This is a genomic window from Moraxella lacunata (genome assembly GCF_002027545.1).
GTDB classification, from domain to species: Bacteria; Pseudomonadota; Gammaproteobacteria; order Pseudomonadales; family Moraxellaceae; genus Moraxella; species Moraxella lacunata.
The window spans coordinates 13,203-27,133 of record NZ_MXAN01000026.1 but is presented as its reverse complement, the minus strand read 5'-3'; the positions used below and the strand labels follow the sequence as shown (position 1 = coordinate 27,133).

At 46.4% G+C, this 13,931-nt stretch carries 11 protein-coding genes, 1 tRNA gene and 1 pseudogene; 9 read left to right on the top strand and 4 right to left on the bottom strand.

The features are described from left to right. The 7 genes and pseudogenes from B5J94_RS14470 to B5J94_RS04695 form a co-directional block, all read left to right on the top strand. Window positions 1-213: pseudogene (locus B5J94_RS14470) on the top strand (hypothetical protein); the annotation flags it as partial. A gap of 245 nt (window positions 214-458) precedes the next feature. Then, window positions 459-1,526 carry a dihydroorotase gene (gene pyrC / locus B5J94_RS04720; RefSeq protein WP_062499057.1) on the top strand — a complete coding sequence of 356 codons (1,068 nt, stop codon included), beginning with the start codon at window positions 459-461 and terminating at the stop codon, window positions 1,524-1,526. A gap of 23 nt (window positions 1,527-1,549) precedes the next feature. After that, window positions 1,550-2,209 carry a ribonuclease T gene (gene rnt, locus B5J94_RS04715; RefSeq protein WP_062499058.1) on the top strand — a complete coding sequence of 220 codons (660 nt, stop codon included), beginning with the start codon at window positions 1,550-1,552 and terminating at the stop codon, window positions 2,207-2,209. Window position 2,210: 1 nt separating this feature from the next. Beyond that, window positions 2,211-2,549, top strand: coding sequence for a low molecular weight protein tyrosine phosphatase family protein (locus B5J94_RS04710; RefSeq protein ID WP_062499056.1), 339 nt, complete (start codon window positions 2,211-2,213; stop codon window positions 2,547-2,549). A gap of 23 nt (window positions 2,550-2,572) precedes the next feature. Next, window positions 2,573-3,061 carry a YajQ family cyclic di-GMP-binding protein gene (locus B5J94_RS04705; RefSeq protein ID WP_062499055.1) on the top strand — a complete coding sequence of 163 codons (489 nt, stop codon included), beginning with the start codon at window positions 2,573-2,575 and terminating at the stop codon, window positions 3,059-3,061. Between the two features lie 407 nt (window positions 3,062-3,468). After that, window positions 3,469-3,544 (top strand) — tRNA-Glu (locus B5J94_RS04700). A 160-nt stretch (window positions 3,545-3,704) separates the two neighbouring features. Beyond that, window positions 3,705-4,340, top strand: coding sequence for a DUF2062 domain-containing protein (locus B5J94_RS04695; protein WP_062499054.1), 636 nt, complete (start codon window positions 3,705-3,707; stop codon window positions 4,338-4,340). Window positions 4,341-4,399: 59 nt separating this feature from the next. Here B5J94_RS04695 and B5J94_RS04690 read toward each other — a convergent pair whose 3' ends face one another. Genes B5J94_RS04690 through pepN form a run of 4 tightly spaced genes read right to left on the bottom strand, consistent with a single transcriptional unit; the run spans window position 4,400 to window position 10,683 of the window. Beyond that, window positions 4,400-5,113 (bottom strand): 16S rRNA (uracil(1498)-N(3))-methyltransferase, encoded by a 714-nt coding sequence (locus tag B5J94_RS04690; RefSeq protein ID WP_062499053.1) that lies wholly within the window; start codon window positions 5,111-5,113, stop codon window positions 4,400-4,402. Then, a complete protein-coding gene (locus B5J94_RS04685) occupies window positions 5,110-6,369 on the bottom strand; it encodes a 3-deoxy-D-manno-octulosonic acid transferase (protein ID WP_062499052.1) in 1,260 nt (419 codons plus the stop codon). Before B5J94_RS04685 ends, B5J94_RS04690 begins: the two co-directional genes overlap by 4 nt. 1 nt (window position 6,370) lies before the next feature. Further along, window positions 6,371-8,107, bottom strand: coding sequence for a tetratricopeptide repeat protein (locus B5J94_RS04680; RefSeq protein ID WP_062499051.1), 1,737 nt, complete (start codon window positions 8,105-8,107; stop codon window positions 6,371-6,373). Continuing rightward, a complete protein-coding gene (pepN, locus tag B5J94_RS04675) occupies window positions 8,104-10,683 on the bottom strand; it encodes an aminopeptidase N (RefSeq protein ID WP_062499050.1) in 2,580 nt (859 codons plus the stop codon). The genes B5J94_RS04680 and pepN overlap by 4 nt, the downstream gene beginning before the upstream one ends. 378 nt (window positions 10,684-11,061) lie before the next feature. On the opposite strand from pepN, the gene pal reads away from it, so the two are divergent. Together pal and B5J94_RS04665 are read left to right on the top strand one after the other, a co-directional pair. Continuing rightward, a complete protein-coding gene (pal, locus tag B5J94_RS04670; RefSeq protein WP_062499049.1) occupies window positions 11,062-11,580 on the top strand; it encodes a peptidoglycan-associated lipoprotein Pal in 519 nt (172 codons plus the stop codon). Between the two features lie 415 nt (window positions 11,581-11,995). Further along, entirely contained in the window at window positions 11,996-13,756 is a 1,761-nt protein-coding gene (locus B5J94_RS04665; RefSeq protein ID WP_062499048.1) for an OmpA family protein, read from the top strand. Window positions 13,757-13,931: the final 175 nt, after the last annotated feature.

Genomic DNA, 13,931 nt, shown 5'->3' with positions numbered 1-13,931 from the left:
CTGCCTTTTGTATTTGCAATGAAAATCACGAAAAATCGCACGTTTTTCAAGGAAAACGTGAAGTTTGATAGTCGCTCTATCAAACGAGCTTTTGACTTCGAGCCACAAGATTTAGCCATTTTTCATGCAAAAACGATTAGTTTTTTTCTAAAATATTTCTATATTAAATCTCTTTCCAAACTAAAAATAAACCCTTATAAGTATTGGGGTTGAAGTTTTTAAAAATCCATAAAAATCAGGGTTTGGAAAGAAGTCTATTGTAAATAGTGTTATAAAGGGCAGGCACGCCCTAATTAAACAATATCAAAATGTTTATTTGCCCAAATTTTTATCAACCTCTTTAAAATACCATTTTCTTATCATAGTTTTTAGGTTTATTTTTCAGCTTTTTCCCATAAAACTTGACAAAATCCCCCCAACCCTTAAAATAGTAGCTTTACTACAACACAGCTACCGCCATGACCAACACCCAAACTCTCACCCTTATCCAACCAGACGACTGGCACATTCATCTGCGTGATAATGATGCCCTTGCCACGACCGTACCGCACGCCTGTTTGAGCTTTAACCGTGTCATCTGTATGCCAAACCTTGTGCCACCTGTCAAGACAACCGAGCAAGCGGTCGCCTACCGTGAGCGGATTTTGACCGCCCTTGATAAAGCGGACGTTCCAAGCCAGCGTAAGGCTGAATTTGACCCACGCATGGTCTTATACTTGACCGACCACACCACAGCCGATGAGATAGCCCATGCCAAAGCCTCAGGCATCGTGCAAGCCGTCAAGCTCTATCCTGCGGGGGCGACCACCAATTCGTCAGACGGCGTTACCGACATTTTGGGACGGGCGGACGTGTTTGAAAGTATGCAAAAACACGGTATTCCGCTTCTTGTACATGGCGAAGTTACACATCATGACGTGGATATTTTTGACCGTGAAAAGCGGTTTTTGGACGAGATTTTGTCCGTGATTATCAAAAATTTCCCCGAACTTCGCATCGTCATGGAGCATATCACCACCGCAGACGCTGCCGATTTTTGCCTTGCCCAAGCGGACAACGTAGGGGCAACCATCACGCCACAGCACCTATTATTCAACCGCAATCATATGCTTGTGGGCGGAGTCAAACCGCACTTTTATTGCTTGCCAATCCTAAAACGTGCCAACCACCAACAACGCCTACTAGAAGTCGCCACCTCTGGCAATCCCAAATTTTTCTTAGGCACAGACTCTGCTCCCCATGCCACCCACACCAAAGAAAACGCTTGCGGTTGTGCAGGGTGCTACTCCGCCCCCCACGCCCTACCCCTATATGCCACCGCCTTTGAGAGCGTGGGAGCGTTGGATAAATTAGAAAATTTTGCCAGCGTGTTTGGGGCAAAATTCTACGGACTGCCTGTCAATACCAGCACCATTACCCTTGTCAAATCGGACATGAGCGTGCCGAACAGCTACCCCTATCTTGACGGCAAAAGCCTAACCCCCCTACTGGCAGGGCAAACCTTAGCATGGTCAATACAATCATGAACAGTACAGCCATGAATAGCAAAATGACAAGCCAAACAACCGAAACCAAAGACGACAAAAGCCCACTTGCCAAACGCTTTCGGGGCTTTATGCCTGTCGTTGTAGATGTGGAGACGGCAGGATTTAACGCCCAAACAGACGCTTTATTAGAAATCGCCTGCATTCCCATTTTGATGAATGATGACGGCAAACTCTATCAAGGCGAGCCATTAAACGCCCATATTGAGCCGTTTGTCGGGGCAAATTTAGAGCCGTCCGCCTTAGAATTTACAGGCATTAACCCCGATAGCCCCTTTCGCAAAGCCATCGCCCAAGACGAAAAAAAGGCAATCCGCCAAATTTTTAAATCCCTAAAAGACACCAAAAACGCCCACGGCTGTCGCCAATGTATTTTGGTGGGGCATAATGCTCATTTTGATTTGGGTTTTTTAAATGCCGTCATCGCCCGCACCAATTCAAAAAATCAGTCGCCCTTTCATGCGTTTAGCGTGCTAGACACGGCAAGCCTGTCCGCCCTAGCCTATGGGCATACGGTGCTTGCCAAGACGTGCCTTATGGCAGGGATTGAGTTTGATAATAGCCACGCCCATTCGGCACTTTACGACACCCAAAAAACCGCCGAACTGTTTTGCAAGATTTTTAATGAAATGGGTATGCTTGACATTAAGGGCGAACAAATTTAAGATGAACTTTTTGTTTATTTGTTCAAAAAATCAATGGCGTAGTCCGACTGCCGAACGAATTTTTGATTCACACATTGGCATCCATACCCGTTCGGCAGGCACTAGCCGAAACGCTCGCCACAGTGTCAATCACGCCGACATTGAGTGGGCAGATTTGATTTTTGTCATGGAACATAAACACAAAAAACACCTAGCCCAACACTTTGGTAACCAACTGTCCACCAAAACTGTCATCGTGCTTGACATTAGTGATGATTATGGCTATATGGACGATGAGTTGATTGAGATTTTAACATTGAGCGTCTCGCCCTATCTGCCGTCATCAGAGCTAACCACTTAACACCACTTAAATAAGGAAACATCATGCCGTCATTTGACATCGTCTCTGAACTTAACGTTCAAGAAGTGCGTAACGCCATTGGCAACACCGACAAAGAAATCGCCACTCGTTTTGATTTCAAAGGTAGCGACATCACGGTCGAGCTAAACGAAAAAGCCAAAACCGTAATCATTACCTGCGACAACGAACTGCAAGCGGACAACGTCTATGCCATTTTTGAAAAACAGCTCATCAAGCGTGGCGTGGATTTGCAAAGCCTAGACCCACAGGACAAAGCCCAATCAGGCAAACACACCAAGCAAGTCATCAACCTAAAAGACGGACTAGACTCTGATACCGCCAAAAAAATCAGCAAAGCCATCAAAGAGAGCGATTTGAAAGTCTCAGCCAGCATTCAAGGCGATAAAATCCGTGTCTCCGACAAGAAAAAGGACAATTTGCAAGCGTGCATGGCGTTTTTAAAAGAAAAATCGTTTGGCGTGCCACTGCAATTTAACAATTTTAAAGATTAATTTTTTGGTAGTAGTAAATCTCTTTCCAAACTAAAAATAAACCCTTATAAGTATTGGGGTTGAAGTTTTTAAAAATCCACAAAAATCGGGGTTTGGAAAGAAGTCTAGTATAAAAAGCATGGCGAACTAGGTTTTCCGTTTGCCCTGAGCCTATCGAAGGGTCGGAAAACCGTTATGGTTCGACAAGCTCACCACGAACGGTTTTCTTAATAGTATACTTTTTGAACTAGAACCAATTTTTAAAAAATTATTAAAATTCATCAAGTTATAAACTTTCTTAAAATTTTTAAAAATCTTGCTTGACGGACAAAAATAATCTGCTATAATAGCCCCACTTTTGAGAGACACGGTGAAAGCGTTCAAAAGTTGGTAAAGCGATTTTTAAAAAATCAGTTTTACGTCCTTGTGCTCCATTCGTCTAGAGGCCTAGGACACCGCCCTTTCACGGCGGTAACAGGGGTTCGAATCCCCTATGGAGTGCCAATATTTTAAATCCCCAAGTCATCACTTGGGGATTTTATTTTATCCAGTTGTTCATTCAATGTTCACTAAAAACACCCTTTAAATTTGCAAAATTACAACAACATTGCCTCTTGTAAATTTGCTATAATTTGCCATTTCCATTTATTCATCAACGCCTTTCATGCCAAAACAAAAGCTCAAAAACTGGCTCCCCACTCCCGAAAAATTGCGTGAAAACCGCATGATAAGCCTGTTCGCTCCGTTTTTGGCTGACCCACGCCTATGGCAGTTAAATCGCAACGCCCTAACCCGAGCGGTATATGTGGGCGTGCTGTGTGCCTTTTTCCCCTTGCCCGGTCAGATGCCCCTTGCCTTGATTGGGGCGTTAATCTTTCGTGCCAATGTGCCGATGAGTGTCGTCTTGACATGGATTACCAACCCTTTGACGACCATTCCGATTTTTTGGTTGGCGTATTCGGTGGGGGCAATGCTACTGGGCGAGCCTGTGATTGGCATTCGGGGCATGGGGCTGATTGTGTCCGATTTGACACTATGGGTAACCGGCAACGGTGGCAATCCTTTTGAGATGCACTCGGTGTTTTCCTTTAAGGCGTTTGCGTGGGGATTGCTGGTGTGTGGCATGATTACCAGTGTCGTGCTAGGCATTGCCTTTCGCATATTTTGGCAATATCGTATCGCCAATGACTGGCAAAAACGGCAAGGCTACAACGCAACCGCCCCCAAATTTCGCACCCAAAAAGGACATAAAGCCAGAGAGCAGGCAAAAAATATGGATTCTGATGATTTTTCTATTTAGGGCATACCCACTCTTTTGATGTGATTGTTTTTGATGTGATTGTTTTTGTAGCAACATAACTACACCCAACGCCCAAGCACAGCATTGACCGCACTTTCGGTACGTAAAATCCGCTCACCCATATTTACCGATTGTACACCCACACTTGCCAGCAAATCAATCTCATAAGGCACAAACCCTCCCTCCGCTCCGATGATGATAATCTTAGGCAAGGGATTTTTGCTGACAAAACTTGTAAAACTTGTCTTGGCATAAGGGTGAAAGACAAGGGCGGATTTATCATTTATCAAACCGGGCAATTCGTCCTGCACAAAGGGCTTAAAGCGTTTGGCAAGGGTGATGATAGGTGGCACGCTATCCACACCCTGTTGTAGCCCTTCTAGCACAAACTCATCAAGGCGGGCAAGCAGGGGCGACCCCCAGTAGCTTTTGTCGGTGCGAATGGAATTGATAAGGATAATATGATGAACCCCAAACGCTGTCATATCCATGATAAGCCGTCTTAGCACCTTAGGGCGTGGCAAGGCAAGCATGACCGTTACGCCAAGTTTGGACGGTGGGCCGGTGTCTAGGCGGATATTTTCTAACGTACAAATTTTATCATCTATATAAGCAATTTGCCCCACGCCCATTTTGTCGCCCATTTTGCCGATTTTTAGGGTGTCGCCAACGCTTGCCTTTAACACTGTTTTGATATGGTTAAGCTGGTCAGCATTGCCAATCATAGCGGTGGTATCGTCAAAGGCGGACGGGGGTAAGATGATGATATTCATAACAATTTCCTTATCATGTCAAACTGCACCTTATCCGCCCCTGCCCGCTCTTGTACCAGTCTTTGACCGCTCTCGCCTGCTTGTTTGGCAAGGGCTGGATTATCCAGCCACGCCTTAACCGCCCCATACAGTCCGTCATCATCGCTTTGTACGAGTACGTCCACATCGGCAAAATCACGCACAATCTCGGCACAGTTTTTGACATACTGCCCCATGATGACAGGCTTGGCAAGGCTCACAGGCTCAATGGGGTTATGACCGCCCTTGTCCACAAACGAACCGCCCACCACCGCCACATCGGATAGCTCATACCACAGCATTAGCTCGCCCATACTGTCCGCCAAATACACCTGTGTATCATCGGCTATCGGCTCGCCCCGACTGCGTCTGTGATAGACAAAGTCCGTGCAAAGGCTTGCCACGTCATCAAAGCGTTCGGGGTGGCGTGGCACTAGGATAAGCAGTAAATCAGGAAAATCAGCAAGCAGTCGCTTATGCGTATCTAGTGCCAACAGTTCTTCACCGTCATGTGTGCTTGCCATGACCCAAATGGGACGGTTTTTGACAAAGTCGGTAAAGTTGGCAAGGGATTGGATTTTGCCAATCCGACCACTCCATTTTAGAGAATACGCCTGCTTGACCTTATCTGGATTTGCCCCAAGTGCGATGAAGTTATGATAACTTTGCTCATCTTGGGCGATGATGAGTGATAAGTTTGCCATCATACTTTGGCTAAGACGGGTAAATTTGGCATAACTATCAAAGGATTTTTGGGTTAGGCGGGCATTTGCCATGACGCTGGGTATGCCCCGCCTTGCCAATACTGATAGGGTATTCGCCCACAGTTCGGTCTCAACAAACACCGCCATTACAGGGCGAACGTGTGCCAAAAACCGCCCCACCACCGCCACATCGTCCACAGGGACAAAGCTGTGCTGTACCGATTTGCCCAGTTCATCTTTAAAAAGCATCTCGGCACGGTTAAAGCCCGTCTGCGTGGTACTCGTTATCCACAGATGATAGCCATCAGATAGCATACGCCGAAGTAGCGGATAGGCGGTGTTTAGCTCGCCCAACGACACGGCATGACACCAAATGACGGGCTTGTCATGGCTAATAGACAAATAACCCTGCCCGAACCGCTCGGCAATCTCACGCTCATAATGGGACAGGTTAGCTTTTTTGCGTGCCAAAAACAAGCGATAAAGCGGTTTTAGGGCGGTAATGGCAAGGCGATAATATAGGGGCGGACGCATGTTAGGACATCATACTTAGCAAGATAAATAGCAATACCGCCCCCACGCCCACAGCGATGAACAGCATGCCATAACGCTTGTCTGAGACCATCTCGGTGCGGTAGTCACTTTTTAGAAGTTCCACTTGATTCATGTAAGCACAGACCTTTTTGGCTTCGGGATGTCCGCCATCGGCTGATTTGCGAAGCCAATGCTCGCCCATGCTCACGTCCATCGCCATACCGCCATCACTCGGAGCAAAGCCTTGATAATACAGACGGCTAAGCAGTTTTTGGGCTCGGACATCGCCCATCTCGGCAGAGCGTTTGGTGAGCATGACCGCTTTATTGATATCCACGCCCACGCCACGCCCACCAAAATAGTACAGGGCTAGGCGAAGCATGGCAGACGGATTGCCCTGCTTGACCAGTCCCACCAGTAAGGCAAGTGCCTGTTTGCGTGCCTGCACCTGCTTGTCATTAAACACAATCTCATCCATCTGCTTGCCTTCGGCGATTTTGGCATCGATAAAAGCATCAAACTTGGTCAGTACTGCTGTCGCCTTTTGGTATTCACTCACGGCATCGCTTGGGGTATTGATGTTGAGCAAATCTTGGTACGCTTCATCAAAAAGCTTGGGCGTGTGCGACGCTCTCGCCCTTTGCTTATAGGCGGAAGGGGGTAAGTTTGTGGTATTGGATTGGTGCGGACTTTTGGCTTGATGTGGTGTGTTTGGGCTTACAACATGAGCTTGACTGGCAGACTTGGCAGGTTGTAAGGTTTGCATATCTTGCACAACTGGGGCTGGGCCATGGCTGATTGGTTGTCCATCCACCATGACTTGATTAAAACTTGTTAAATCATCTTGCCCATCGTTTGTCAAAGGGTTTATTGAATGATTTTGCAGGTCGTTATTTAAATTATTTTGCCCATTATCTTGCAAACCATTTTGTGAGCCATTTTGCAAGTCATTTTGCAAACTATTTTTTAAAACAGCCTGCTCATCTTGCTCATCAAACGCTTGCACTGACTTATCTGTTTGCTTTAAAAACAGCGGTTGCTCGCTAAATAACTGCTTAGCTCTGTCATTGGCAGTTGGGTCGTGTTGCAACTGTTTAAAACGACTGATAAAATCATGCACCGCCCAATACAAACTATCCTCTGCCACGCCCACACCTTGCCCATTATCATCAAGACCTGCCACAAAGGTGCGGTCAATCGTGCCAAACAGCCTTGCCCCGATGACAGACAGGATAAAAAACCTATCTGCCACCGCTTGCCCTGCCTGCCCCACGCCTTGGCACAATACGCCCATACCATAATAAAAGCCCTGCAACTGCTCATCTGTCATCTGACTTTGGGGGTCTGCCCCCATCTGCGAGAACAGGCGAGCATAGACACGGCTAAACCCTTGGGCGGTGTAGATATTTACGGTAGGCTTAACCACTGACTGGGCAAGCTCTTGCTTTATCACCTGCACGACATGATACGCCAAGATGATGATGAGCCGAGCAAAGTCATCATGAGATAGCACACGAGCTTCGCTCACACTCTTGCCTGCCAAGTCTGATTTGACCGCCGATAAGAACACATCCAGCAGTTTAAGACTATCCAAATCCGCCTTGAATGCCGTCTGCTGAGCGATGAGTGCGGACAGTCGCTGATGATAGGCAAAGCGTTTGCCCGTCACACTCATGCCCTGCCACAGCTCATGCACTTCTTTATCAAATTCAAACCACACAAATGGGGTGACACTCATGCTTTATCCCCGAGCATATTATTTAAAAATTCAAGCACATTTTTAGAGCTTACCTTTTGTTGTAAGGCGAGAAGCTCTGTCTTAACCATCTCTTTATCATCATCTGCTAGCGTATACCAACGTGCCAGAGCCGATAAGGCACGAGAAGCCAGTACAGGATTTATCACATCCAAACGTGCCAAAGCCGACAGATACAGTAAGATGCCGTCTTTTGTCCATAGCTGAGTGGGTTTATTTGCCAATGCTCCAAGTGTGGTACGCACACGATTTGGCGTCTGCCAATCATAATCCGTTCGCTCCATTAGGGTCTTGATAAATGCCACATCACGACTGTCCGCCCCTGCTTGCACACTAAACCACTGGTCAATGACCAAATCATCATCATGATATTCTTCATAAAACTGAGTGGTATAATCATCTGCATTTGGCAAGCCAAACTCAATCATCGCCCCCAATGCTCCGAGCTGTTCACTCATGCAAGTGGCGTTGGTGTACTGGCGTTCGGTGCGTTCGGTCATGTCAAGTTTGGCGGTCAATGCCAGATTGAGTAGCACATTTCTAAGGAGTCTCACCCCACGAGCGTCAGGCGTGTCTTCATACGGCACGATAGGCAGAGCATCATACCACACTTGTACATGGTCGGCTAAGGCGTGGGCGATTTGCTCTTTTAGGGCGGTGCGTGTCGCCTTGACCGCTTGTGGGTCGTAGTCTTTATCGTACGCCACCGCAAGCTCGCTTTGGCTTGGCACGTCAAACAGGCGAGCGGTCAGCATGGGGTCTTTGTGCATGAGCGTTGGCACGATACGTTTTAGGGTGTCGGTCAGAAGAGCGACATTGTCCGATTTGCCAAACAACAATCTACCCACCAACGTCTGCACCGCTTGCCATTGATTAAAGCCTTCATTTTCAAATTGTACGATTTTTACCAAATCTTCATCAGTATAGTCAAATTCTAGCTTAACAGGGGCGGAAAAATTACGCAGTACCGACACCACAGGACGCACTCCACCCAAATCCAACCCGTCAAAACTAAACGTATCGCTGTCTTTGGTCAAAAGTAGCAATTCTTGGGCAAGTAGCTCTCCACTCTCCCCATGAAAAATCGCCACGTCTATCGGTATGGGCAGGGCTTTTGGTTCATCAAATCCTGCCACATGACGAGTTTCTTGACTAAATGTCAGCTCAACGCCATCAGCCACCACTTCAAATCCACCCGTCAGTACAGGCGTACCTGCTTGGGTGTACCATGCCAAAAAGTCCAGCACACGTTCATCACCTACGCTCATCGCTGATAAAAAATCTTCAATGGTAACGGCTTGACCATCATAGCGAGCAAAATATTCGTCCGTGCCTTGGCGGAATTTGTCCTTGCCGAGCAAGGTCGCTATCATACGCACAATCTCCGCCCCTTTTTCATAGACGGTAACGGTGTAGAAGTTGTTAATCTCCACAAAACTGTCAGGACGCACAGGGTGAGCCAGCACGCCTGCGTCTTCTTTGAACTGATGAGCCTTTAAAAAACCCACGTCATCAATGCGTTGTACCGCAGGCGAGCGATGACTTGATGAAAAACTTTGGTCTCTAAATACGGTAAAGCCTTCTTTTAGGCACAACTGAAACCAATCACGGCAGGTAATGCGGTTGCCCGTCCAGTTGTGGAAATATTCGTGGGCGATGACCGCTTTGACGTGAAAACTTCGCTCATCGGTCGTGGTTTTTGGGCTAGATAGCACGCAAGACGTGTTAAAGATATTTAAGCCCTTATTTTCCATTGCCCCCATGTTAAATTGCCCTGTGGCGACAATCATATAACGGTCAAGGTCGTACGCCCGCCCATAATGCTCTTCGTCCCATTTCATGCTGTCTTTTAGGGCAGTCATGGCAACGCGGCATTTGTCAATGTCGGCAGGCACGGCATAGATTTCTAGGAGTACTTCACGCCCTTCACTGGTCGTGTAGTGGTCGCTCATCACCGCCAAATCCGCCACCACGCACGCAAACAGGTAGCTTGGCTTTTTGGTCGGGTCGTGCCAGACGGCAAAATGTCTGTCATCGCCCACATCGCCTTTTTCTATCAAATTACCATTGGCAAGCAGTACAGGGAAATGCTTGCCCGCTTCTACTCGGGTGGTGTATTCGGTCAACACGTCAGGGCGGTCAGGAAAAAAGGTAATTTTACGAAAGCCCTCTGGCTCGCATTGGGTAACAAACATCAGCTCATCGCCCGTACCCGACTGATACAAGCCTTCTAGGGCAGTGTTGGTTTGGGGCGTGATTTTTACATCAATGGCAACTTTGGCGGTGTCGGGAGCGTTGTGAATGGTTAGGCTCTCATCATCTAGGGCATAATCATCAGCCGTCAGCACTTTGTCATTGATGCTAATGTTTAATAGTTCAAGCTCACGCCCCAACAACACAAGCTCGCCGTCATGTTCACGGTTCATGTTTAGCACGCTAGATACCGTGGCGTGGTCATCAAATACTTTTATGTCTAAATAAATGTCGTCCACACGATAGGCAGGTGGCGTGTAGTCTTTTAGGTAGATTTTTTGGGGTTCTTTATTGCTGTTCGTCATGGTCTAATCCTATATATTAAAGATGTTTGGGTGCTGACTTCATTTTTAAATTTAATCAACATGAGATGGATAAATGAACACGCCATACTATCAAATTTTTGTCATGAAAAAAAGACCATCTCACCCCAAAAATTGCCAATATGGTCATTATTTTGACACAACTGCCCACAAAATCTCAAAAAAGATCAATTTTTTGTCCAAATACCCAAAAACAACCTTAAAATGACTTGCAAATGACTTGCTAAACCCAGTGAATTTTGTCATTATAATGTATGGTTTTCTCACATGATTTTGCAAATTGTCATTAAGTAGCAAACTGTGGTAAAATGGTACAATCGTCAAAATGGTTTTATAAAATTCTTCAATTAAGGAGCGTTTATGCTTACTTCTAAAATCTCAAAAGCCCTTGTATTGGCCTTGACTGCCAGCACCCTTATGGTGACAGGCTGTGCCAGCAAAAAACCAAAGTCACAAGTGGTTGTTGCCCCCCTAGGTGGTTATGGTGCTAACGGTGGCTATACTGGTGGTGCTTTGGTTAATAACTCAGCCGCCATCCAAAATGCCGCTCGCAACATGCAAGGCGTGGTGCATTTTGACTTTGACTCTGACGCCATCCGTGCCGACGCTGCTGCCATCCTAGACCAACAAGCCCAATTCTTGAACGCTAACCAAGGTGCTAGAGTACAAATCGCAGGTCATACCGATGAGCGTGGTACTCGTGAATATAACATGTCATTAGGCGAGCGTCGTGCCGTTGCCGTGCGTAGCTATCTTGCCAGCAAGGGTGTGAACACCGCCAATGTTGAGATTCTAAGTTTTGGCGAAGAGCAACCTGTTGCCACAGGCTCAAACGAAGCCGCTTGGGCTCAAAATCGCCGTGCTGAACTAAGCTACTAAGCGAACCTAAAACTGCCAGACCCAAATCTTGTGATTTTTGTCATCATGTGATTTGGGTTTTTATTGGCTATTGATGACTGGGTTTTATCATCAATATCATCAATATCAAGCCGATTTTAAAAACCTCTCAAAATTCATGGTATGATTTTCTTATAAAATTGTTGCATAATTGTTGTTTTTTAAATGATTTGTAAACCCACCATCGCTTTTGTCATGATTTTAACGTAGAATACTACTGTATGATTAGGTTTAATATTGATGTCAATATTATTGAAAATACCAAAAATTAAAATTTTTTATTTTTATTCATGATTAGGATGTGCCTGCCGTGCCTGCCTTTGGTATTTTATGATGATGGATTTATATTTCATTCATATTTAAATGGCAGGCAACCCCTAATCAGTAAGGAGCTTTTATGAATCTGATTAATCATTTACAAACAGTTGTTAGCCCCAAAGTCTTAGCCCTAATTGGCGAACATGATGGCAATGACACCGCCAAGACAAATGCACTAACAGGATTGTATGGACTGTTTGGTGCAAATCTTAGCAACCCTGATATTGCCACCAAAGTGCAAGCACTCACCCCTGCACAACTTGAAGATGGCAATCATGTGCTAAGTACTCTCATCCAAGATGCCCAAGGCGTCAGTCAAGTTGCCACCTTAAATAATGAGCTTGCCTTTGAACATGGACTGCCAAACACCACCACAGAAGCTCTAACTGCCAATGCCGCACCGCTCATCGTACGTGAACTGAACACACTGGCAGGGTCAAGTTCACTGCACACTTTCCTACAAGAAAAAACAGATGATTTTGCAGGGTTTTTACCCAACTGGGCAGAAAAATTACTGCCAGCAGGGCTACTGGCAGGCGTTGGTGCTTTGGGGGTAACATCGTCAGCAGACATCGCCACTGATACCGCAAGCATCGCAAGCACACCCGTGACACCAGTTACACCAACCACCGAGAGTGTCTCGGAGCCTACTGCCGCCCATGTTAATGGTCAAGTAGAGCTCATCAAAAAAGAAGAAGGTAGCTTCATGAAAGCCCTGCTACCCATCATTGGTTTGGTGATTTTTGCAGGGCTGGCATGGCTTCTGCTACGTAGCTGTCAAGAAAAACCCACGCCTGTGGCAGCACCTGTCACACCCCCTGCCGAGACCGCCCCTGCTGGTGGTGCCGTCGCAGGTTTAGCCCTCGCCACGCTTAACTTTGCCACCGACGAGACAGGTCAAGGCATCTACTCTTGCCGTGGCGAAGCAGGTAGCGAAGGTGTTTTTGCCAACATTCGCACCGCCCTGTCAGGCGTGTTTGGTGTCGCCGATGACACATGTCGTCTGAGTGTCAGCTCTGATGTGGCAGATACTTTGCCAGCTGGTGAGTATTTAACCGGTATCTTTAATCTCATCAAAGGCGTGCCTAATGCCAGCGTGAGCATCATTGACAAAACCATTCTCTTTAATGCTGCCAATGCCGATGATATCACCAAACTCATCGATGCTACCAAAGCCTTAGTTCCTGCTGACTTTGTGGTAGAAGCAGAGCCACAGCTTGACATTAATGTCGCTGTCGCCCAAAGCATTGATACCGCCAAAGTTGCCATTGTAGGTCTAAGTGAGACGCCTGCCCCATCTGTCGCTGATGATTTGGTGCGTGCCTTGAATAGACAAATCATCAACTTTGCCAATGATTCAAGCGAGATTCCTGAACCAAACAAAGAAATCCTTGACCTGGCAGCTGCCAAACTCATCAAACTGCCCGATGCCAAACTAAAAATCACAGGTCATACCGACACCAATGCTTCTTATGAGTACAACAAAGAGCTGTCCGAACAACGTGCCAGTGCCGTTCATGATTATCTGGTCTCTAAGGGTGTGCCCGATGAGCGTTTGGATACCTTTGGAGCAAGTTTTGACCATCCTGTGGCAACCAATGCCACCGAGCAAGGTCGCTTCCAAAACCGTCGCATTGAGTTCACACTAATCAAAGATGGTGAGCAAATCGCTGCTGTTGGTAATGCACCAACCAGTCCTGCCACTGCCATTGAACACGCTCATGAGCATGCCAATGATACGCCTGTTGATGTTGGTCTAGACGAGACAGTAACTGATGAACCCACCGCTGGCGTGGTCATCGCTGAGCCTGCCGAAGTCGCCCCTGAGCAAAACAACTAATCGGTTTTGACAAAATCGTGATACAATAAAAGCCCAACATGTCAGCATGCTGGGCTTTTATTTTTACTTTAAGAACACCCCATTCTCAACTTTATATAAGTGCTTAATTTATCAAGGGCGAATTGCAATTCACCCCTACAACCCAAAAATTATTATAGGATAATCAATAAGTTAG

Excerpts from the sequence above, each read along its gene's own strand:
- B5J94_RS04680 (WP_062499051.1), bottom strand. The coding sequence starts at position 8,107 with ATGAGTGTCACCCCATTTGTGTGGTTTGAATTTGATAAAGAAGTGCAT.
- pyrC (WP_062499057.1), top strand. The coding sequence starts at position 459 with ATGACCAACACCCAAACTCTCACCCTTATCCAACCAGACGACTGGCAC.
- pepN (WP_062499050.1), bottom strand. The coding sequence starts at position 10,683 with ATGACGAACAGCAATAAAGAACCCCAAAAAATCTACCTAAAAGACTAC.
- B5J94_RS04685 (WP_062499052.1), bottom strand. The coding sequence starts at position 6,369 with ATGCGTCCGCCCCTATATTATCGCCTTGCCATTACCGCCCTAAAACCG.
- pal (WP_062499049.1), top strand. The coding sequence starts at position 11,062 with ATGCTTACTTCTAAAATCTCAAAAGCCCTTGTATTGGCCTTGACTGCC.
- B5J94_RS04665 (WP_062499048.1), top strand. The coding sequence starts at position 11,996 with ATGAATCTGATTAATCATTTACAAACAGTTGTTAGCCCCAAAGTCTTA.
- B5J94_RS04695 (WP_062499054.1), top strand. The coding sequence starts at position 3,705 with ATGCCAAAACAAAAGCTCAAAAACTGGCTCCCCACTCCCGAAAAATTG.
- rnt (WP_062499058.1), top strand. The coding sequence starts at position 1,550 with ATGACAAGCCAAACAACCGAAACCAAAGACGACAAAAGCCCACTTGCC.
- B5J94_RS04690 (WP_062499053.1), bottom strand. The coding sequence starts at position 5,113 with ATGAATATCATCATCTTACCCCCGTCCGCCTTTGACGATACCACCGCT.
- B5J94_RS04705 (WP_062499055.1), top strand. The coding sequence starts at position 2,573 with ATGCCGTCATTTGACATCGTCTCTGAACTTAACGTTCAAGAAGTGCGT.
- B5J94_RS04710 (WP_062499056.1), top strand. The coding sequence starts at position 2,211 with ATGAACTTTTTGTTTATTTGTTCAAAAAATCAATGGCGTAGTCCGACT.